The following is an 18,951-nucleotide window of genomic DNA, read 5'->3' as shown; positions in this document are numbered from 1 at the left end:
TCCGTGGCGCGGGGAGTCAGACGGTGGTGCCGACCACCACGGGCTCGGGGTGCAGCAGGATGCCGAACTCGGCGAGCACGCGGCCCTGCACGTAGCGGGCGAGCTCGGCGATCTGCTCGGCGGTCGCTCCGCCGCGGTTCGTGAGCGCGAGGGTGTGCTTGCTCGACACCGCGGCGCGCGAGCCCGGGAGCGAGAAGCCGCGGGCGATCCCGGCGTGCTCGATGAGCCAGGCGGCGCTGAGCTTGACCAGCGCGTCGGGCGAGGTCGGGGCGGGCAGCCGGATCGGCGCCCCCGCCTCGACGTCGGCGAGGGCGGTCACCAGCGGGGCCTCGCTCGCCGGCGTCTCCGGCCAGCGCGGCGCGGTCGGCGGCAGTCCGCTCGCGGCCGCGACGGTGACGATCGGGTTGGTGAAGAAGGAGCCGGCGCTGGCGGTGTCCGGATCCTCCGGATCGAGCACCATCCCCTTCGCGCCGCGCAGCCGCAGCACGCTCGCGCGCACCTCGGCCAGCGGCACGCGGTCGCCCAGCTCGACGCCGAGCGCACTGGCCAGCTGACCGTAGGCGACGGGAGCACCGAGACCCGCTCCGCCGACGTCCTCGAGGGCGAACTCGACGGCGAGGACGGCGCCGCGTCGACCCTGCTTGACGGCGGAGGTCCGATAGCCCAGCTCGAGCTCGGCGGCGGTCAGTCGCACCGGCTCCTGTGCGCCCTCGTCGAGGAAGTCGACCGCGACGAGGGTGTCGGAGAGCTCCTGGCCGTAGGCGCCGATGTTCTGCACCGGCGACGCGCCGACCGTCCCGGGGATGCCGCTGAGCGCCTCGAGTCCCGCCCAGCCGCGCTCGACGGTCGCGGCGACCAGGCCGTCCCACGACTCGCCCGCCTGCACGCGGAGGTGGACCGCGCCGGGCCGGTCCGTCTCGAGCCGCTCGATCCCGGTCGTGCGCACGCGCACCACGGTCCCCTCGACTCCGTCGTCGCCGACGAGGAGGTTGGAGCCGCCGCCGAGCAGCAGCCAGGGCTCGTCGTCGGCCCACACCTCGCGGAGGGCGGCGACCAGCTCGGCCTCGGTGGCCGGCTCGAGCAGGCGCTCGGGGACTCCCCCGACGCGCAGCGTGGTGAGGGTGGAGAGGGCGGGTGTCGTCATCGGTGCGGGATCAGGCCAGCGAGACGCGCGCCTGCGCCTTGCCGAGCACCGCCTGGCCGCCGTACGTCACGGCGAGGTCGATGCGCGCGATCCCGGCCTCGGCGTCGATCGCGCCGATCTTCGCGACGACGTCGAGCTCGGCGCCCTCCTTCGGGTCGACGACGACGGGCCGCGTGAAGCGGACCTGGTAGTCGACGACACGGCCGGGATCGCCGACCCAGTCGACGACGACCTGCACGGCGGTGCCCATCGTCAGCATGCCGTGGGCGAGCACGCCGGGCAGCCCGACCTCGGCCGCGACGTCGTCGCGGTAGTGGATCGGGTTGAAGTCGCCCGAGGCGCCGGCGTAGCGCACGAGCGAGCCGCGCTCGAGGTGGAAGCGCCGCTCGCCGACGACGTCGCCGACGGTGAGCTCGGACAGGACGGGGCGCTCGGCGCTCATTCGTCTCCCCTGACGACGAGGGTGGACAGGGCGGTGACGACGTGGGCGCCGTCGGCGTCGACCATGGTCGACTGCGTGGTGATCATCGAGTGCGCGCCGAGCTGCTTGATGCCGGCGACCGAGAGGGTCGCGGTCAGCTCGTCGCCCGCGACGATGGGGCGCGAGTAGCTGAAGCGCTGGTCGCCGTGGACGACCCGGCTGAAGTCGATGCCGGCGTCCGGAGCGGCGAGCAGCTGGGCGAGGGTGAACTCCTGCACCACCACGGCGAAGGTCGGCGGGGCGACGACGTCGCGGTAGCCGGCACGGCGCGCGGCCTCGGGGTCGAGGTGGAGAGGGGACTCGGCGGAGACGGCGCGCGCGAACTCGCGCACCTTCTCGCGGCCCACCTGGTAGGGCTCCGTCGGCGCGAAGACGCGCCCGGTGAGGTCGGGGTTCACTGGCACCCGGCCATCTTAGGCGCTGGTCTCGGAGCCCTCCACGGCCCTCGGCCCCCTCCGAGACCCCTCCCCCCTCGACGAGGGTCATGCACGTATGACCATCGGCAATTACCCACGCGCGTATGGGTGACCGCGGACGATTCTTCTCCGAAGCTGGCGAGCATGTCCACACCTGACCCCGAACGCGACTGGATGACCTACGCCCGCGAGCTCGGCACGAACCTCCACCGCGCCCGGATGGCCAAGGGCGAGAGCCAGGAGCGCATCGCCCACGCCGCCGGACTGGCGGGCTACACCTACCAGAAGTTCGAGAAGGGCGAGTCGAAGCCGGGCTCGCCCGCGAACCCGCAGCTGAAGACGCTCTTCGCCCTCTGCGAGGCCCTCGACATCGAGCTCTCCGACCTGCTGCCGCCGAACCCGCCCCGCTCATCCGGCTCCGCCGGAGCCGAGTAGCCGCAGCGTCGCCTCGACGCCGCGCGCCAGCCGCGCCGCCGCGCTGAGATCGAGGTCCACCGCGCCGAGCCCGTCGGATTCGAGGCGCAGCCGCTCCTCGCCCCGGCCGCCGGGCCGGCACAGCGAGACGTGCACGACGGCGGCGACGGGCTCGCCTGCCCCACCCTCCCCGCACCAGAGCACGAGCGGGAGCGACTGCGCCCGGGAGCGGTGCAGCCGCTCCTCGGGGCACTCGATCTCGTCGTGCTCCCCTGCGCACCAGCGGGGGCACTCGTCGTCGTCTCGCCTGTTCTGTCGTCCGTCCATGTTCCGCACCAATCGTTCGAGGCGCACAGCACACCAGGCGGCACCGACATCGCGGCGGGCCCGCCGACCGGATCCCCCAGGGATGTGGACAGGCACCCGGCACCTCCCCCCTGTGGAGGAATGCTGTCACTGTGCCATACCGGGATGGCGGCCCCGCGGGCCGCGTCAGCGGTGGACGATCAGCCAGGTCGCGACGGCCGTCGTGGCACCGCGGTTGATCATCCGGTGGCCGCGCTCGCAGGGGAACGTGATCGCGTCCCCCGCGGCGAGGACCACGGTCTCGTCCTCGAACTCGACGGTGAGCTCGCCGAGCGTGACGGTCCCGATCTCGATCCCGTCGTGGCGCAGGAACCGGCGCTGCGCGGTCGAGGTCGCCCCCGGCGGATAGGTCGACTCGAAGAAGTCGACCGCGTCGACGGGCTGCGGCGCCAGCCGGCGGAAGAGCACGCCGCCCTCGAGGAGGACGGGAGCGACCTCGCCCGCGCGGACGACGGCCGTCGTCAGCCCCGCGCCCTCTCCGCCGCTGGGCCCGCCCGGCCCACCGGCCGCCGTGCCGCCGGCGGCGGTCTCGTCGAAGACGACGGAGAGCGGGACGCCGAGGGCGCCGACCATCGCGATGAGGCGCCCGACCGACGGCTGCATGGCCCCCCGCTCGATCTGCGAGACGGCGCTGGCCGAGATGCCGAGCTCGCGGGCGAGTGCGCGCAGCGACATCCCTGACGCGAGACGCAGCTCGCGCAGGCGCGCGCCGACGCCTTCGCGGACCGCCCTGGGGAGCGCGGCGGCGACGTCCGGAGCCGCGGAGACCGCGGAATCCCGGGCGGTCTCGTCGGTGGGCATGCGGGACGCCGTCCTCTCCTCGGTGATCGTCACACAGCTGTAACGGGGGCGAAACGAACGCGGCCCGGCGGAGCCCTAGGTTCTCCCGTGTGAAGTCATCACTTCACACGATCCGACAGCCCACCGCTCGCGCGGAGGCGGCCGATCGCCACGTCCGACCGCCTCGACCACCCTGACACATCCGCTCCGTGCGCCGACCCGCGCACCCGCCCGAGAGGTGGATCCACCATGACCGACCGCGCCACTGCACCCCGCATCGACCCGTCGACCGCGCCGCCCGCCGAGAGCGCCGGGCTCGCCGGCCCCTCGCTCGTCAAGCCGGGCTACGACGACCGCCTCGCCAACGAGGACCTCGCCCCGCTCGTCAAGCAGCGCTGGTCGAGCTACAACATCTTCGCGTTCTGGATGTCGGACGTGCACAGCGTCGGCGGCTACGTCACCGCCGGCTCGCTCTTCGCGCTCGGCCTCGCCGGCTGGCAGGTGCTGGTGGCCCTCGTGGTCGGCATCGTGATCGTGCAGGTCTTCTGCAACCTCGTCGCGAAGCCCAGCCAGGTCACCGGCGTCCCCTACCCGGTGATCAACCGGGCGATCTTCGGCGTCCGCGGGGCGAACATCCCCGCGATCATCCGCGGGCTGATCGCCATCGCCTGGTACGGCGTGCAGACCTACCTCGCCGCGCAGTCGCTCAACATCGTGTTCCTCAAGTTCTTCCCGGCGATGGCCTCCTGGAACACCCCGGAAGCCTCCTTCCTCGGCCTCTCCGCCCTGGGCTACCTCTCCTACGCGATCCTCTGGGTCGCCCAGGCCGCTCTCTTCTGGCGGGGCATGGAGTCGATCCGCCGCTTCATCGACTGGGCCGGCCCCGCCGTCTACGTGGTGATGCTCGTGCTCGCGATCTACCTCGTGTCGCAGGCCGGCTGGGAGAACATCTCGCTGAACCTCGGCTCGGGCGAGCCCCTCGACCTCGGCGCCTCGATCCCCGTGATGATCTCGGCGGTCGCCCTGGTCGTCTCCTACTTCTCCGGCCCGATGCTGAACTTCGGCGACTTCTCCCGCTACGCCCGCAGCTACCGCGCCGTAAAGAAGGGCAACCTCCTCGGCCTGCCGATCAACTTCCTCTTCTTCTCCCTGCTCACCGTGATCACCGCGTCCGCGACGGTCCCCGTCTTCGGCGAGCTGATCACCGACCCGATCGAGACCGTCGAGCGGATCGACACCTGGTTCGCCGTCCTGCTCGGCGGGCTCACCTTCGTCATCGCGACGATCGGCATCAACATCGTCGCCAACTTCATCTCGCCGGCGTTCGACTTCTCCAACGTCAACCCGAAGAAGATCAGCTGGCGGATGGGCGGCATGATCGCCGCCGTCGGCTCGGTGCTGCTCACCCCGTGGAACTGGTACTCCAACGACACCGCGATCCACTACACGCTCGGCATCCTCGGCGCCCTGATCGGCCCGCTGTTCGGCGTCCTGATCGCCGGCTACTACCTGATCAGCCGTCAGCGCGTCTGGGTCGACGACCTGTACACGATGAGCGAGAAGGGCCGCTACTGGTTCTCCCGCGGCTTCAACCCCAACGCCGTCTGGGCCACCGTGATCGGCGGCCTCCCCTCCGTCCTGTCGGTGCTCGTCCCGCGCTGGATCGAGGAGGCGGGCGGCCCGTCCTTCACCTGGCTCGGCGACTACAGCTGGTTCCTCGGCTGCGGCCTCGGCTTCGTCGCGATGGCCGTCCTCGAGCGCCGCTCCCCGCGGATCGGCCGCCTCGAGGAGGACCTCGCGAACGTCAGCGACGGCAGCACGGTCTGACCCGAGCCCTCCCCCACCCGCCCCTGACCCGGCCTCGCCGTCCACTCCATCCTCCAGAAGTTGCGGTAGTCGCGCGTGACTACCGCAACTTTCGAGGACTGGCCGGTGGCGTGGTGGCCGTTCCACCCCTGCAGCATCCCGAGGAGCGCCCGTGCGCATCACCGTCGTCAACCCGAACACCAGCGAGCGCATGACGGAGGCGATCGGCCGCGCCGCGCGGTCCGTCGCCTCGGTCGGCACCAAGATCGTCGCCGTCACCCCGCCGATGGGGCCGGCCTCGATCGAGAGCCACTACGACGAGGCGCTGGCCGTCCCGGGGCTGCTGCACGAGATCGTCCGCGGCGACGCGGCCGGCAGCGACGGCTACGTCGTCGCCTGCTTCGGCGACCCGGGGATCGACGCGGCCCGCGAGCTCGCCCGCGGACCGGTGATCGGCATCGCCGAGGCCGCGATGCACATGGCGTCCCTGGTCGGCCGGCGGTTCAGCGTCGTCACCACGCTCTCGCGCACCAGCGGGCGGGCCTGGGACATCGCGCACCGCGCCGGATTCGACCGGGCCTGCGCGGGAGTGCACGCCTGCGACATCCCGGTGCTCGAGCTCGACGACCCGCACTCCGACGCGCGCCGGGTGATCCTCGAGGAGTGCGCCGCCGCCCTCGCGACGGACGGCTCCGACGTGATCGTGCTCGGCTGCGCCGGGATGGCGGACCTCTGCCGCGACCTCTCCCGCGAGCTCGGGGTCCCGGTGATCGACGGGGTCGCCGCGGCCGTCCGGCTGGTCGAGGGCCTGGTCGCGATGGGAGTCACGACCTCGCGCCGCGACGAGTTCGCGGCACCGCGCCCGAAGGAGATGACGGGGCTGCTCGCCCCGTTCGCGCTGACCTGAGGCGAGCGCACGACGCGGGACGCACGAGAGGGCCCGGGAGCAGATGCTCCCGGGCCCTTCGTGTGCAGCGGCTAGGACTGCTGCGCGCTCCGGCGACGGCGCGTCACGACGAGCGACGCGAGACCGAGCGCCAGCAGCGCGGCCGCACCGGACGCGAGGCCCGCGGTCTCAACACCGGTCTCGGCGAGCGCCGAGCCACCGCGGGTGCTGCCGCCCGTGGTGGAGACGGTGGTCGTCGTGCCCTCACCGGGCTGCGGGACGTGAGCGCGGTACTGCAGGTACTCGAGACCGCCCTCGAGGACGCCCAGGGTGCCGACGATCGTGACCATGGCGTCGACGTGGCCGGGGGTCACCGGGTAGCTGTAGGTGCCGCCGGCGTAGGAGGAGGAGTCGAGCACGATCTCGTCGAGCTTCACCGCGACGAAGGGGTGGTCCTCGGTCGGGCGGTCGTAGTCGGCCGCCCAGATGACGAAGGTGATGCTGTCGAGGCAGTCGACGGTCTCGACCGACGGCAGGACGACGGTCATGACGCCGTTCGTCGTGCTCGCGGTGACGTCGCCGCTCTTGCTCTTCACGATGCGTCCGTCGTTCGGGGCGAGGCACGCGTGGTAGGCGGCCGCGTCGGCCTCGTACTGCTCGGCCGAGACGTCGGGGACGTCGAGGTGGATCTGCTCGCCGATGGTCTCGCGGGTGCTGCCCTGGACGTCGCCGTCGAATCCGTAGATCGCCACGAGGATGTCCTGATCGCCGGCGGGCAGGTCGCCGAGCCCGAGGGTGACGCCGCGGAAGTCGCGGCCCTCGATCGGGATCGTCGTCAGCAGCTCGAGCGAGTAGCCCAGGTCGGTCGGGCGCTCGTAGTCGAGGTTCCAGACGCGCAGCTCCGCGCGCTCCCAGCAGGACGTGGTGCGGATCGGCGGGATCGTCACGCTGACCGCGGCGCCGGACAGGGTGGCCGACACGTCGCCCATGACCTCCTCCGCGACCGGCCCGCCGCCGGGGACGTCGCAGATCGGGTCGATGCCGGGGGCCGGCGTCGCGGTGGGGGTCGCAGTGGCCGACGGCTCCGGCGACGGAATCGGCGATGTCGTCGGGACGGCGGTGGGAGTCGCCGTCGGCGTCGCCGTGGGGGTCGGGGTCGCTGTCGGCTCCGTCGTCGCGGTCGGAGTCGCGGTCGGGACAGCCGTCGGTGTCGCGGTCGGAGTCGACGTCGCGACGGCGGTCGCGGTCGGCTCCGGGGTGCTGGTCGACGCGGCGGCGGCCGGGGCGATCAGGCCGCCGGCGAGGCCGACGACGAGGGTGAGGCACGCGAGACGCGAGCGCGAGCGGAGAGAGGTCCCCCGGAGAGACATGGATGTATTCCTTCTCGAGAATGTGGAAGCGGGATCGGCGCCGAAGCTGCCCCCGTGGCGCCTGGCTGATGTCTATCAGCGGCCTGAACATCCGCACATCCCCCGCGAGGTCGCGTTCTGCATCGATCGCATAACGGCCCTTCTGCGAGGATCGAGCCATGGCGATCCTCCGCGACTTGGCCCTCGGCGCACGGCTCTTCGGCAGGGGGTTCGGCACCTGGGTCCGCTCGCCCCGGGCGATGCTCCTCGGCGCGATCCCGCCGCTGATCGTCGGCCTCGTCTTCGTCGGCGTGCTGGTGCTCGTGCTCACCCGGATCGACGCCGTGGTGCGCGCGCTGACGCCGTTCGTGGACGGCTGGGACGAGGCCGCGGCCGGCACCGTCCGCCTCCTGCTCTCCATCGCCGCGGTCGGGGCGATCGTCGCACTCGGCGTCGTCCTCTTCGCCGCGGTCACCCTGCTCGTCGGCGACCCCTTCTACGAGCGGATCTGGCGCGGCGTCGAGAATGAGCTCGGCGGCGTGCCCGACGAGCACGAGACGGGGTTCTGGCGCGGGCTCGGCCGCACACTGCGCGACTCCTCGGTGCTGGTCGGCACCTCGCTGGCGATCGGCGTCGTGCTGGTGCTGCTCGGGATCATCCCGGTCGTCGGGCAGGTGGTCGGGCTGATCGCCGGCGCACTCGTCGGCGGCCGGGCGCTCGCCCTCGAGCTGACCGGATTCGCCGGCGATGCCCGCGGACTCGCACTGCGCGATCGCCGCCGCCTCCTCGGCGAGCGCCGCGCGGTGTCCCTCGGCTTCGGCATCGCGGTCTACCTCGCCTTCCTGATCCCGGGCGGCGCGGTGATCGCGACACCCGCGGCGACGGCCGGGGCGACCCTCCTGCTCCGCACTCTCCGCGGCGAGTCGACGGAGCGGATCGACCCGGCGTCCGACGCCGCGACCGCCTGATCGGGTGGCCGCCCGAGCGGCGCCTCCCCTAGACTTCCCCCGTGCTCACGTCGACCCTCCGCCCCTGGTGGCCCGCCTCCTAGGCAGGCCGACGCGCAGACTCCTCTCGCACACGACCGCCTCGACCGGGCGGTCGTTCTGCATGTCGGGGCCCGGGTGAGGGACACCCCGACCCAAGGACCACGATGACCTCGCTCCTCTCCCGCATCCTCGCCTCCGACGGATCGCTGCCGTTCGCGGTCGTCCTCCGGCAGGGCCGGACGGACGTCGACGTCTTCACCGGCGACGTCGTCGACGTCGAGGGCCTCGCCGACATCCCGCTCGACGGCGCCGACGTGCTGACCCTCGTGCCCTACCGCCAGGTGCGCGAGCGCGGCTTCGCGGCCAAGGACGACGGCGCCCCGCTGCGGAACCTCGTCGTCCGCGAGCGCGAGAGCGTGCCGCTCACCGAGGTGCTGCGGCTGCTGCCCGAGCGCGAGATCCCGGTCGAGGAGCGAGGCTTCGACGTGCCCGACGAGGAGTACGCGGAGATCGTGCGGCGGGTGATCGACGACGAGATCGGCCGCGGCGAGGGCGCGAACTTCGTCATCAACCGCGCGTTCGTCGCGCACACGGACGCTCCCGCAGTCGAGGCGGTGCTGGCCTGGTTCCGCCGGCTGCTGACCGACGAATCGGGCGCCTACTGGACCTTCGCGATCCACACGCCCGGCGCCGACGGCTCGCCGACCGTCACCGCGGTCGGCGCGACGCCCGAGCGCCACGTCTCCGTCCGCGACGGCGTGGCGATGATGAACCCGATCAGCGGCACCTTCCGCCACCCCGCGGCCGGCCCGACCGGCGCCGAGGTGCTGGCGTTCCTCGCCGACGTCAAGGAGAGCGAGGAGCTCTTCATGGTGGTCGACGAGGAGATGAAGATGATGAGCGCGGTCTGCCCGAACGGCGGCCGGATCCTCGGGCCGTTCCTCAAGCAGATGTCGCGCCTCAGCCACACGGAGTACCTGCTCGAGGGGCGCACCGACCTCGACGTCCGCGAGGTGCTGCGGCTCACGATGTTCGCGCCGACCGTCACCGGCTCGCCGATGGAGAACGCCTGCGCCGTGATCGCGGAGTACGAGAAGGAGCCGCGCGGCTACTACTCCGGTGTCCTCGCCCTGTTCGAGCCGGAGGAGCACGGCTACACGGTCGACGCGCCGATCCTGATCCGCACCGCGTACCTCCGCGAGGACGGCCGGCTCACCGTGCCGGCCGGCGCGACGCTCGTGCGGCACTCGACGCCGGAGGGCGAGGTCGCCGAGACCCGCGCGAAGGCGTCCGGGGTGCTCTCCGCACTGGGGCTGCTCCCCCACCGCGACATCCCGCCGGCGATCGACCTCAATGCGCAGCCCGGAGTGCAGGAGGCGCTCGAGGCGCGAAACGAGCGGCTCGCGTCGTTCTGGCTGCGGCCTCAGGCGCCGGAGCACATCGAGGGGCTCGCCGGGCACACGGCGCTCATCGTCGACAACGAGGACCAGTTCACGACGATGCTCGCGCACCAGCTGCGCCACCTCGGCATGGACGCCCGGGTCGAGCGCTGGTCGAGCGTCGAGGACGTGCTGAGCGACGACCTCGTGGTGTTCGGCCCCGGCCCCGGCGACCCGCGCGACGACTCCGAGCCGCGGATCGCGCGCCTGCGGGCCCTGATGACGGAGCGGCTCGCCTCGGAGCGGCCGATGCTCGCCGTCTGCCTCAGCCACCAGATGCTCTCGCTGCTCGCGGGGCTGCCGGTCGAGCCGCTGCCCGCGCCCCGGCAGGGCGTGCGGCTCGCGGTCGACGTGTTCGGTGAGGACGCGGCGATCGGCTTCTACAACACCTTCTCCTCGGTCGCCGGCGCGGACGTGTCGAGCACCCCGCTGCTCGACCTCGAGATCTCGCGCGACCCGGCGACGGGGATCGTGGACGCGCTGCGCGGGGAGGGAGTCGCCTCCGTGCAGGGGCATCTCGAGTCGGTGCTGTCGTCCGACGGCCTGCGCACGCTCGAGCGACTGGTCCGCACCGCGACCTCGCAGCCGGCGCGCGCGTGAGCGACGTGCGGCTGATCGCGTCGCCGTCCTACTCCGCCGAGCTGCGGGAGGCGGTGGCCGCGAGCGTCCGGGCGGCGGCGGAGGCGGCGCGCGGCTGGTACGGCCGCGGCGACAAGCTCGCCGCCGACGCGGCCTCGGTCGCGGCGATGCGCGCGGTGCTGGCCGAGGCGCCGTTCGCCGGCGTCGTCGTCATCGGCGAGGGCGAGAAGGACGACGCGCCCATGCTCGCGAACGGCGAGCGGCTCGGCCGGGCGGACTCCCCCTCCTGCGACGTCGCGGTCGACCCGCTCGACGGCACGCGGCTGGCGGCGGAGGGGATCCCCGGCTCGGTCTGCGTCATCGCGCTCGCCCCGCGCGGCACGATGCTCGACCCGCGCGACGTGTTCTACACGGACAAGCTGGTCTGCTCCGGCGCGGGGGCGGGAGTCGTCGGGCTGGATCTGCCGCCCGCCGAGAACGCGCGGCGGCTGGCCGACGCCCTTCGCAAGCCGGTCTCCGAGCTGGTGGTCGCCGTGCTGGACAAGCCGCGGCACGCCGGACTGATCGCGGCCCTCCGGGAGGCCGGCGTCGCGCTGTCGCTGCGCGGCGAGGGCGACGTCTCGGTCGCGATCGAGGCGGCGGACCCGGACGGCAGCGTCGACCTCGTGCTCGGCATCGGCGGCACGCCCGAGGGCGTCGTCGCCGCCTGCGCCGTCCGCGCCCTCGGCGGCGTGATGGAGGGCCGCCTCGCCCCGCAGACCGATCTCGAGCGCGCGAACGCCCTGGCCGCCGGCCACGACCTGACCCGCCTGCTGACCCTCGACGACCTCGTCTCCTCCCCCGACGTCCTCTTCGCCGGCTGCGAGGTCTGACGCTTCTCCGCGAGATGCCACTTGTGCACGCCTTTCACGGCGTGTCGCGTGCACACGTGGCATCTCGCGGGGGCGCCGGTCAGGGGGCGGCGACGCCGTGGCGCCAGTAGCCGATGAAGGTGATGGCGCGCTTGTCGACGGCGCGATCGGCGACGAGGTGGCGGCGGGCGCCGGTGGCGAGGGAGGACTCACCGATGGCGAAGACGGAGGGGCGACCCGCGGGCAGGGTCGCGTCGCGGAGGACGGCGAGCGCGTGCTCGCCGGGGCGGGCGTGCGCGTCGGCACGGGGCAGCCAGTGCAGGGTGACGGCGTCGGAGGCGACGACGGGCTGGCGGTCCGCCTCGGAGGGCAGCTCGAGGAAGACGTGAGCGGCGCGGTCCTCGGGCAGCGAGGCGAGGATGCCCGCGACCGCCGGCAGACCCGTCTCGTCGGCGACGAGCAGGCACCAGTCGGAGCCGTCGGCCCGGCGGTAGCCGAGCCCCTGGTCGAGGATGCCGACCCGGTCGCCGACCGCGGCGGTGAGGGCGAAGGTCACGGCGGGCCCCGCTTCCCCCGGCTCGCCGTGCACGACGAAGTCGACGTCGATCTCGGGTCCGCCGTCGGCACCCTCGGCCCGGTAGCGGCGCACGGTGTAGTTGCGGACCACCGGCCGCTGCGCCTTCGGCATCGCGAGGTATTGCGCGTACCAGAGCGCGCTCGAGCGGGTCGGCAGCCGCAGCGCCTCCTGCCCGGGCCGCGGCAGGAAGAGGCGGAACCACTGGTCGTGGCCGAGCGGATGCAGCAGCGCGACCCCGGGCCCGCCGAAGGTGACGCGCTGCATCCCCGGCGTCACGCGCGCGGTGCGGACGACCTCGACGGTGACGACCTGCGGATCGGTGGGGCGCGTCGGGGCGGACGAGCGGGCCATGCGGAGCCTCCGTGCTGCGGGCGGACGCACCGCCGGGTTTGGTGAGGCTTACCTTACCCAGTCGCTCCTCGAGCATCCGAGAGCGCGCCGACGATGAGCTCCGCGAGATGCCACTTGTGCACGCCTTTCACGGCGTGTCGCGTGCACAAGTGGCATCTCGCGGAGGGGGTGCAGCCCGCGCAGCAGGGACGAAGCGGGCGCGCCGTAGAGGGTCGGCGGGCGGAGCGGTCGTCGCCAGAGGCCGACAGGTCAGCCGTGCTGAGCACAGGCCGGTACACCGTCGCTCGTCTGACCCTCGAAGAGGGGTATGTGATATTTCCTCGCTTAGCGGTCATATAGATGTGGTCGCGGCGCTGGGTCCGACCGACGGATCGAGGGACGGCCATGAAGAGATCGACACGAATCGCTTCCATCGCAGGAGCAGTCCTGCTGAGCGTCGGAATGGCGGCGACGGCGCAGGCGAACGTCTTCGCTGACAGCTTCGACAAGAACGCCGGCGGGTTCCAGTCGCCGACGTCGACCACTTACCAGACGAAGTACGAGTCGAATCGCAACGGCACCATCCAGCTCCGGGAGATCGGCAGCGACTACAAGATGGACGCGCAGATGTGCCAGGCGCTCGTCAACTGCGACAAAGGCACGAAGATATTCTCGATCACCGACGACAACATCGTCCACGGGCTCCCGAACAGTTATGCGGCGGGTACCGAGACTCTCACGTCCGCGCTTAGAACGACCCCTTTCACCATCTATCAGGTGCACGTGCGCGGTCAGTGGCAGGCCTGGTAGAGCCGGAACCCGACCATCGACACGACCGTGCCGTCGCGCTTCGCACTGGTCCTCACCGATCTGCGGTCGTCGTTGCGCTGGCCGCAGGCGCTCCTCGGTGCGATCCTCGTCCTCGGTCCGACGGCTCTCGGGCTGGCGGAGGTGGGCGGCGGTGTCTACCGCGATGAGCTGGACGTCTACTCCCAGTTCATGATCTCCCCGATGATCATTCTCTTCCCCGTCTTCATCACGACGGCCTGCTGCAGCGGCACCGCTGCCGAGATCAGGAACAGGTTCGTCGTCCTCGTCCGCGCGCGGACGGATCTCCGGTCCTACCTGGCGACCCGGATGATGAGCGTCGCCCTCGGAGGATTCGTGCTCGGCTTCGTCGCCGCACTCCTTCCCGGACTGATCGCCTTCGGGATCTGGCCGGAGCTGGGTGCGCCCTTCATCGATCCGGTCGTGTACGGACTCGCACCGGACGAGGTGGAACGGAACGCCCTGGAGCGCGTGAACTACTCGCAGCTGCTCGCCTTCGGGTGGCCGGTGTACCTGATCTGCTACTCCTCGGTGCTGGGTGCCTGGGGCGCGATCACGGCGGTGGCCGGGGTGCTCGCACTGGTCGCACTGAAGAACCTGGGGCTGGCGATGGTGCTGCCCGCAGTGATCTTCTTCGTCGAGACGATGGCTGTCGCTCTGGTCGACCATCCACTTCTCGGATTCATGTACGGAGCCTTCCCGTTCGGTCTCGATCAGGCACCGATCGGCATCATGGTCCTGCCGCTCGCGGTCGCTGGAGCCGCGACGGTTCTCGCCGCACGGCGGGTCCTCGGCAGAGCCCAGCGACTCCCGGCGCTGACATGATCGCCTCGCTCTCCCGCCGTGTCCGCCTGCTGCTCGCCGGCTGGGCGCTCGCGGCTGCCGCCGCGTACTCGATCCACCAGCGGATGCTCTGGACCGCGTCGGGTTCCTCGTTCGGATTCGTCGACGTGGCGGTCGAAGTCGTGAACGACCCGCTCTTCGTCTGCTACGGACTGGGAGCGCCGTGGTGCATCGCCCTCTTCCTGGCGTCGAGGTCCCTCCCTCCGGAAACCGTGTGCATTCGGGCAGGATCCCTCAAGAACGTGCTCCTCGTCCTCCTGCGCAGCGACGCGGCGAGTGCTGCGGTCGTCCTGTTCGGTGTGCTGACGACGTGCTGGGTGTGCTCCCTCGGGCTGGTGAACGACGTCGCGCGCGTGCCCGGATCGGTGAGTGCGCTGCTCTCGGACGTTGCGCTGCCCCCGCCCGTCGGAGTGCTGCTCCAGCTCCCGCTCCTCCTGCTCTTCCTCGCGACGATCGGGTCCCTCCTCTCCGCCTGCTGGGTACTCTCAGGCGGGAGTGTCCTCGTCGGGCCGGCGGCGACGGTGCTGCTCGGCTGGTTCGCCGTCTCGGCGGCGGGGGGACTCCCGAGGGACTCCGCCGTCAGCTCGGCGTTCCTCTCCAGTTCCTCGCTCCACCTCGGGCGGCCGTTCGGCATGCTGGCCGCCGTCGTCGTCCTCCTCTCGATCGAGGTCGTCCTCCTCGGCGCCGTCCGGGTCCAGGATCGCCGGCTGTCCGGAGCGGCGCGGTCCTGGGGTGCCGGATGGGCGGCGTACGTCCTCCTCCTCGGCACGGCCGCGCTCGGGCCGACGGGGCTCCAGTCGGTCTCCGAGGGGAATCCGGCACCCGGGGTCGAGGGAAGAGTCCTCGGTCCTCTCTTCGCGGGCCCAGTGGGCGCTCTCGCACCCACCCTGCTCTCCGTCCTCGTCGTCACGGGCTTCGCGATGACCTGGCAGCTCAGCGAGCTCGATCCCCGGCGCCCGATCCTCCGCTGCGAGCTGATCCGGTTCGGATCGAGCGGCGCTCGGAATCGGCGACTCGGCGCAGGGCTCCTCGCCCGTGCACTCGGAGTGAGCGCGCTCGTCGGCGCTCTGGCCGGTGCCGAGGCGCTCCTGCGGGGCGCCCCCGGCGAGCTCGCGTCCTTCGTCGACCCGGTGGTGGGCTATCAGCTCCTGGTGAACGGAACGCTGCAGCTGACACTGGTCGCGGTCGCCGCCTCCGCCTTCGCGCCGCTCGCCGGATCGGGCGCGGCCCCCGCGGCCTTCTCGGCCGGATTGGCCTTCCTGCCGAGCGAGCTCCTCGAGGGCAACCCGCTCGGCATCGCGGGTCTGTGGAGGAGCGCGGGGGGCTGGCCGAGCGTCCTCCACGGGACGGCGCTGGCGCTGGGGAGCGCCTGCATCGTCCTCATCGCAGCAGTCATCGCGTCTCGACTGGTCGAGAGGCATCCAAGAACAGAAAGAGGTCGCTCATGACGAACGCCATCACGGTCGAGGGTGTGTCCAAGAGCATCCGCGGGAATCTGCTCTACAGCGAGGTCGCGTTCGAGCTGCGCCGAGGCGGGCTCTACGCCCTCCTCGGTCCGAACGGCTCCGGGAAGTCGGTCCTGCTGCGACTGCTCTGCGGCTTCCTCAGGCCGGACTCGGGCAGCATCAGCGTCGACCCTTCGATCTCGCCGGAAGGGCGGACGTTCCCGGACGGCTTCGGGATCACGATCGACGGCCCCGCCTACATCGCGGGCCTCTCCGCGGAGCAGAACCTCTTGCGACTGGCCGCGATCCGCAGGCGCATCGGGATCGAGGAGATCCGCGCGACGCTCGCCTCGGTACGTCTGCAGAGCGCGGGGCGCTCAGCGGTCCGCACCTTCTCCTCGGGGATGAAGCAGAAGCTGTCTCTCGCGCAGGCTCTGATGGAGGACCCGAAGGTGCTCCTCCTCGACGAGCCGTTCACCGCGCTCGACACGGAGAGCGTCGCGGTCGTCAAGGACGTCCTCCGCGAACGGGTGGCCCAGGGTGTCACCGTCCTGGTGACGATGCACGGCGAGGCGGACTTCCTCGCCGAGTGCGACGGCGTCCTCCGGATCGAGAACCGCACGATCTCGACGCTCTGACGACCGGTCGTCTCCGCGAGATGCCACTTGTGCACGCCTTTCACGGCGTGTCGCGTGCACAAGTGGCATCTCGCGGAGGGGGTGCAGCGGGGACGACGAAGGCCCCGGCTCGACGTGCGAACCGGGGCCTTCTCGATGTAGCGGGAGCGGGACTTGAACCCGCGACACCACGATTATGAGCCGTGTGCTCTAACCACCTGAGCTACCCCGCCGCACGTTTCCGGAGGCTGGCCTGCCGGGAACGGAGCCCCCTGTGGGAATCGGACCCACTACCTCTTCCTTACCAAGGAAGTGCTCTACCAATGAGCTAAGGGGGCGCACCTGCGGGTCTGACTGCCCCTCTCGGGGCGTGCCCGCGATTTGGCACCGTTAGACGATAGCACCTCCACGGGGCCGTGTTGACCGCGGGGTGGAGGGGGTGGTCCGGGCGGGGTGGATCTCGATAAGCCCGCTTCGCGGGCTACTCGATCAACATGAAGGCGCGGGCGGAGCAGCCGCGCAGCGGGGCCTCATGCCGGTCGAGCAGCCGCGCAGCGGCGTATCGAGACCCGCCTACGAGCGGCTCGCCGTGTCGAGTGCGGCCAGCTCCTCCGCCGTCAGCTCGAGCGTCGCGGAGGCGACGAGGGCGGGCAGCTGCTCCATGACGCGGGCGCTCGCGATCGGCGCGGCGACGCCGTCCTGCGAGCGGAGCCAGGCGAGGGCGACGGTCGCGACCTCGGCGTCGTGGGCGGCCGCTGCCGCGTCGAGGGCGGCCAGCACGCGGCGCCCGCGGGCGTCGAGGTACTGCGCGGCACCCGAGGCGCGCGGGCTGTCGGGCGTCGAGCCGTCGCGGTACTTGCCCGTCAGGAAGCCGGACGCGAGCGCGTAGTACGGGACGACGGCGAGCCCGGCCTCGCGGGCGAGCGGCAGGACGTCCGCCTCGATGCCGCGCTCGACGAGGTTGTAGTGAGGCTGCACGGCGACCGGCGCGTGCAGGCCCTCCTCCTTCGCGAGGCGCAGCCACTCGGCGATGCGGTCGGCGCTGAAGTTCGAGACTCCGATCGCGCGGACGAGGCCCTCGTCGACGAGCTCGGAGAACACCCGGGCGATGTCCTCGAGCGGGACGGCGTCGTCGTCGAAGTGCGCGTAGTAGAGGTCGATCCGGTCGGTGCGCAGGCGCTGGAGCGAGGCGCGGGCGGCCTTGCGGACGTTGTCGGGCGCGAGGCCGAGGAACTCGGGGTGCCTGCTGACCTTGGTCGCGATCACGACGTCGTCGCGGGAGCCCGACCGGCGCGAGAGCCACTCGCCGATGATCGTCTCGGACTCACCACCGTGGTTGCCGGGCACCCAGGCGGAGTAGGAGTCGGCGGTGTCGATGAAGTCGCCGCCCGCGGCGACGTAGCCGTCGAGGACGTCGAAGGAGGTCTGCTTCCCGGCGGTCCAGCCGAAGACGTTGCCGCCGAGGGAGAGCGGGAAGACCTCGATGCCGGAGTCGCCCAGGGGCGTGCGGGTGAGGGAGTCGTGGGACGGAGCTGCGCTGTCGATCGTCATCCCCCGATTCAACTCGCCGCGGGCCGCACTGCCGATCCCCCGCCGCGCATGCGGAGCAAGCACTCAGCCACCCGGCGCCGAGCAGTACCTCCGGCACGCGGAACCTCCTTCGGCACGCCGGAACAGCAGGTTCTCGCGAGCCCGGGCACGTTCCACGAGCCGGAGGTGCGCAGCGGCGGACCCTCCGGCACGCGGAACCGACTCCGGCACGCCGGAACGGCCGGTTCTCGCGAGCCGGAGGGGGTTCCGCGAGCCGGAGGTGGGGCGGGCCTCGCGCACCCTCGCAGGGCGGCGGGTGTCAGCCGCCGAGCGGGTAGTCCGCGTAGGCGAAGCGCGCCCCGTCCGGCGACCAGCCGGCGACGTTGATCGTGCCCTGGCCGCCGAAGAGCGACTGCACCACCCGGCCCGGCGAGGTGTCGCCGGCCGCGCGCCCCTCGAGCGCGATCAGCCGCAGCTCGACCGGCAGGTTCTCCGGGTGCCCGGCCGTCCCTTCGGGGTAGGCGAGGTACAGCAGGTGCGCGCCGTCCGGCGACTCGTGCGGGAACCAGTCGACCGTGTCCGACACCACGAGCCGCTCGATCCCGGAGCCGTCCCGCCGCATCCGGAACAGCTGGGCGACGCCGCCCTCGCGCTCGGAGTTGAAGTGCAGCCACTCGCCGTCGGCGGAGAAGTCGACGCCGTCGTCCGGGTGCTCGTCGGCGGTGAGCGCGGTGAGCGGCCCGCCCTCCGCCGGCATCGTGTAGACGTTGGTGACCCAGCGGCCGGTGGCGTCCTCGCCGCCGCCGATCAGCGCGAACAGCCGGCCGTCGGGCGAGACGCCGTGCAGGTAGTGCTTGAAGCGCGGACCGGGCCCGGCGGAGGTGATCCGCCGGGCGCGCGCCGAGCCGTCCAGCGCCACCGCGTAGAGGTGGCCGTCGCGGGCCGAGACGTAGGCGGTGCCGCCACCGGGAGCGAGAACGTGGTCGTTGTTCAGCTCGTCCGGCACCCCGTCGAGCGGAACGGCTTCGAGCCCGGCGGGACCGACCGGTGCGTCCCCCAGCGGCAGCCGGAACAGCCCGCCGTCCCCGTTGACCACCAGGAACGACCCGTCCGGCGACCAGTTCGGTGCCTCCACGAGGAGCGAGTCGGAGGAGAAGACCGTGGTGACCTCGCCGCTCGCGACGTCGAGCACGCGGATCCGGCAGGTCTGGGCGGGGAGCGGTGAGCGGGCCATGCGCACCACGGTAAGGGAACGGCGGTCGTCAAGCCCGTCCGCACTCA

The 18,951-nt window shown here is 72.1% G+C and carries 19 protein-coding genes and 2 tRNA genes; 10 read left to right on the top strand and 11 right to left on the bottom strand.

What is annotated here, in order from left to right; genetic code table 11:
* Window positions 1-16: 16 nt before the first annotated feature.
* Genes EDF43_RS15270 through EDF43_RS15260 form a run of 3 tightly spaced genes read right to left on the bottom strand, consistent with a single transcriptional unit; the run spans window position 17 to window position 2,029 of the window.
* On the bottom strand, window positions 17-1,144 hold the full coding sequence (locus tag EDF43_RS15270) for a UDP-N-acetylmuramate dehydrogenase (protein ID WP_132437570.1): 1,128 nt from the start codon (window positions 1,142-1,144) through the stop codon (window positions 17-19).
* A gap of 10 nt (window positions 1,145-1,154) precedes the next feature.
* Complete coding sequence (locus tag EDF43_RS15265; RefSeq protein ID WP_132437569.1) at window positions 1,155-1,586, bottom strand: MaoC family dehydratase; 432 nt, start codon at window positions 1,584-1,586, stop codon at window positions 1,155-1,157.
* Complete coding sequence (locus EDF43_RS15260) at window positions 1,583-2,029, bottom strand: MaoC family dehydratase N-terminal domain-containing protein (protein WP_132437568.1); 447 nt, start codon at window positions 2,027-2,029, stop codon at window positions 1,583-1,585. Before EDF43_RS15260 ends, EDF43_RS15265 begins: the two co-directional genes overlap by 4 nt.
* Before the next feature lie 156 nt (window positions 2,030-2,185).
* Between EDF43_RS15260 and EDF43_RS15255 the strand changes: the two genes are divergently transcribed.
* A complete protein-coding gene (locus EDF43_RS15255; protein WP_123737395.1) occupies window positions 2,186-2,476 on the top strand; it encodes a helix-turn-helix transcriptional regulator in 291 nt (96 codons plus the stop codon).
* On the opposite strand, the gene EDF43_RS15250 is transcribed toward EDF43_RS15255, so the two are convergent.
* On the bottom strand, window positions 2,450-2,782 hold the full coding sequence (locus tag EDF43_RS15250) for a hypothetical protein (protein ID WP_132437567.1): 333 nt from the start codon (window positions 2,780-2,782) through the stop codon (window positions 2,450-2,452). The genes EDF43_RS15255 and EDF43_RS15250 overlap by 27 nt on opposite strands.
* A 165-nt stretch (window positions 2,783-2,947) precedes the next feature.
* On the bottom strand, window positions 2,948-3,622 hold the full coding sequence (locus EDF43_RS15245; RefSeq protein ID WP_132437566.1) for an XRE family transcriptional regulator: 675 nt from the start codon (window positions 3,620-3,622) through the stop codon (window positions 2,948-2,950).
* 228 nt (window positions 3,623-3,850) lie between these two features.
* On the opposite strand from EDF43_RS15245, the gene EDF43_RS15240 reads away from it, so the two are divergent.
* Window positions 3,851-5,428, top strand: coding sequence for an NCS1 family nucleobase:cation symporter-1 (locus EDF43_RS15240; RefSeq protein ID WP_132437565.1), 1,578 nt, complete (start codon window positions 3,851-3,853; stop codon window positions 5,426-5,428).
* Window positions 5,429-5,579: 151 nt separating this feature from the next.
* Window positions 5,580-6,314 carry an aspartate/glutamate racemase family protein gene (locus EDF43_RS15235; RefSeq protein WP_132437564.1) on the top strand — a complete coding sequence of 245 codons (735 nt, stop codon included), beginning with the start codon at window positions 5,580-5,582 and terminating at the stop codon, window positions 6,312-6,314.
* 71 nt (window positions 6,315-6,385) lie between these two features.
* Here EDF43_RS15235 and EDF43_RS15230 read toward each other — a convergent pair whose 3' ends face one another.
* A complete protein-coding gene (locus tag EDF43_RS15230; protein ID WP_132437563.1) occupies window positions 6,386-7,663 on the bottom strand; it encodes an LPXTG cell wall anchor domain-containing protein in 1,278 nt (425 codons plus the stop codon).
* A gap of 158 nt (window positions 7,664-7,821) precedes the next feature.
* Here EDF43_RS15230 and EDF43_RS15225 point away from each other — a divergent pair, with 158 nt between their 5' ends.
* The 3 genes from EDF43_RS15225 (at window position 7,822) to EDF43_RS15215 (ending at window position 11,521) form a co-directional block, all read left to right on the top strand.
* Window positions 7,822-8,610: an EI24 domain-containing protein gene (locus EDF43_RS15225; RefSeq protein WP_132437562.1), complete on the top strand. Its 789-nt coding sequence runs from the start codon at window positions 7,822-7,824 to the stop codon at window positions 8,608-8,610.
* Window positions 8,611-8,795: 185 nt separating this feature from the next.
* Window positions 8,796-10,670 carry a chorismate-binding protein gene (locus tag EDF43_RS15220; protein WP_132437561.1) on the top strand — a complete coding sequence of 625 codons (1,875 nt, stop codon included), beginning with the start codon at window positions 8,796-8,798 and terminating at the stop codon, window positions 10,668-10,670.
* Window positions 10,667-11,521 (top strand): fructose-bisphosphatase class II, encoded by an 855-nt coding sequence (locus EDF43_RS15215; protein ID WP_132437560.1) that lies wholly within the window; start codon window positions 10,667-10,669, stop codon window positions 11,519-11,521. Before EDF43_RS15220 ends, EDF43_RS15215 begins: the two co-directional genes overlap by 4 nt.
* A gap of 79 nt (window positions 11,522-11,600) precedes the next feature.
* Here the strand turns inward: EDF43_RS15215 and EDF43_RS15210 are convergent, their stop codons facing one another.
* Complete coding sequence (locus EDF43_RS15210) at window positions 11,601-12,428, bottom strand: siderophore-interacting protein (RefSeq protein ID WP_132437559.1); 828 nt, start codon at window positions 12,426-12,428, stop codon at window positions 11,601-11,603.
* A 384-nt stretch (window positions 12,429-12,812) separates the two neighbouring features.
* Here EDF43_RS15210 and EDF43_RS15205 point away from each other — a divergent pair, with 384 nt between their 5' ends.
* Genes EDF43_RS15205 through EDF43_RS21925 form a run of 4 tightly spaced genes read left to right on the top strand, consistent with a single transcriptional unit; the run spans window position 12,813 to window position 16,161 of the window.
* Window positions 12,813-13,217 carry a hypothetical protein gene (locus EDF43_RS15205; RefSeq protein ID WP_132437558.1) on the top strand — a complete coding sequence of 135 codons (405 nt, stop codon included), beginning with the start codon at window positions 12,813-12,815 and terminating at the stop codon, window positions 13,215-13,217.
* 27 nt (window positions 13,218-13,244) lie between these two features.
* Window positions 13,245-14,060, top strand: coding sequence for a hypothetical protein (locus EDF43_RS15200; RefSeq protein ID WP_132437557.1), 816 nt, complete (start codon window positions 13,245-13,247; stop codon window positions 14,058-14,060).
* Entirely contained in the window at window positions 14,057-15,526 is a 1,470-nt protein-coding gene (locus tag EDF43_RS21930) for a hypothetical protein (RefSeq protein ID WP_165909136.1), read from the top strand. The genes EDF43_RS15200 and EDF43_RS21930 overlap by 4 nt, the downstream gene beginning before the upstream one ends.
* The gene (locus EDF43_RS21925; RefSeq protein WP_165909135.1) at window positions 15,523-16,161 is read left to right on the top strand and encodes an ABC transporter ATP-binding protein; all 639 of its coding nucleotides are present in this window, start codon (window positions 15,523-15,525) and stop codon (window positions 16,159-16,161) included. Before EDF43_RS21930 ends, EDF43_RS21925 begins: the two co-directional genes overlap by 4 nt.
* 138 nt (window positions 16,162-16,299) lie before the next feature.
* Here EDF43_RS21925 and EDF43_RS15185 read toward each other — a convergent pair.
* From EDF43_RS15185 to EDF43_RS15170, 4 genes are all read right to left on the bottom strand, one after another.
* A tRNA-Met gene (locus EDF43_RS15185) sits at window positions 16,300-16,373 on the bottom strand.
* Between the two features lie 33 nt (window positions 16,374-16,406).
* A tRNA-Thr gene (locus EDF43_RS15180) sits at window positions 16,407-16,478 on the bottom strand.
* Between the two features lie 235 nt (window positions 16,479-16,713).
* Complete coding sequence (locus EDF43_RS15175; RefSeq protein ID WP_132437554.1) at window positions 16,714-17,691, bottom strand: aldo/keto reductase; 978 nt, start codon at window positions 17,689-17,691, stop codon at window positions 16,714-16,716.
* A gap of 298 nt (window positions 17,692-17,989) precedes the next feature.
* Complete coding sequence (locus EDF43_RS15170; protein ID WP_132437553.1) at window positions 17,990-18,904, bottom strand: PD40 domain-containing protein; 915 nt, start codon at window positions 18,902-18,904, stop codon at window positions 17,990-17,992.
* Window positions 18,905-18,951: the final 47 nt, after the last annotated feature.

Origin of the sequence: Rathayibacter sp. PhB179 (assembly GCF_004345345.1) — a bacterium.
Classification (GTDB): Bacteria; Actinomycetota; Actinomycetes; order Actinomycetales; family Microbacteriaceae; genus Rathayibacter; species Rathayibacter festucae.
The sequence above is the reverse complement of the archived record's forward strand: the minus strand, read 5'-3'. Positions and strand labels throughout refer to the sequence as shown.

Excerpts from the sequence above, each read along its gene's own strand:
- EDF43_RS15270 (WP_132437570.1), bottom strand. The coding sequence starts at position 1,144 with ATGACGACACCCGCCCTCTCCACCCTCACCACGCTGCGCGTCGGGGGA.
- EDF43_RS15265 (WP_132437569.1), bottom strand. The coding sequence starts at position 1,586 with ATGAGCGCCGAGCGCCCCGTCCTGTCCGAGCTCACCGTCGGCGACGTC.
- EDF43_RS15255 (WP_123737395.1), top strand. The coding sequence starts at position 2,186 with ATGTCCACACCTGACCCCGAACGCGACTGGATGACCTACGCCCGCGAG.
- EDF43_RS15250 (WP_132437567.1), bottom strand. The coding sequence starts at position 2,782 with ATGGACGGACGACAGAACAGGCGAGACGACGACGAGTGCCCCCGCTGG.
- EDF43_RS15245 (WP_132437566.1), bottom strand. The coding sequence starts at position 3,622 with ATGCCCACCGACGAGACCGCCCGGGATTCCGCGGTCTCCGCGGCTCCG.
- EDF43_RS15240 (WP_132437565.1), top strand. The coding sequence starts at position 3,851 with ATGACCGACCGCGCCACTGCACCCCGCATCGACCCGTCGACCGCGCCG.
- EDF43_RS15230 (WP_132437563.1), bottom strand. The coding sequence starts at position 7,663 with ATGTCTCTCCGGGGGACCTCTCTCCGCTCGCGCTCGCGTCTCGCGTGC.
- EDF43_RS15225 (WP_132437562.1), top strand. The coding sequence starts at position 7,822 with ATGGCGATCCTCCGCGACTTGGCCCTCGGCGCACGGCTCTTCGGCAGG.
- EDF43_RS15220 (WP_132437561.1), top strand. The coding sequence starts at position 8,796 with ATGACCTCGCTCCTCTCCCGCATCCTCGCCTCCGACGGATCGCTGCCG.
- EDF43_RS15210 (WP_132437559.1), bottom strand. The coding sequence starts at position 12,428 with ATGGCCCGCTCGTCCGCCCCGACGCGCCCCACCGATCCGCAGGTCGTC.
- EDF43_RS15205 (WP_132437558.1), top strand. The coding sequence starts at position 12,813 with ATGAAGAGATCGACACGAATCGCTTCCATCGCAGGAGCAGTCCTGCTG.
- EDF43_RS21930 (WP_165909136.1), top strand. The coding sequence starts at position 14,057 with ATGATCGCCTCGCTCTCCCGCCGTGTCCGCCTGCTGCTCGCCGGCTGG.
- EDF43_RS21925 (WP_165909135.1), top strand. The coding sequence starts at position 15,523 with ATGACGAACGCCATCACGGTCGAGGGTGTGTCCAAGAGCATCCGCGGG.
- EDF43_RS15175 (WP_132437554.1), bottom strand. The coding sequence starts at position 17,691 with ATGACGATCGACAGCGCAGCTCCGTCCCACGACTCCCTCACCCGCACG.
- EDF43_RS15170 (WP_132437553.1), bottom strand. The coding sequence starts at position 18,904 with ATGGCCCGCTCACCGCTCCCCGCCCAGACCTGCCGGATCCGCGTGCTC.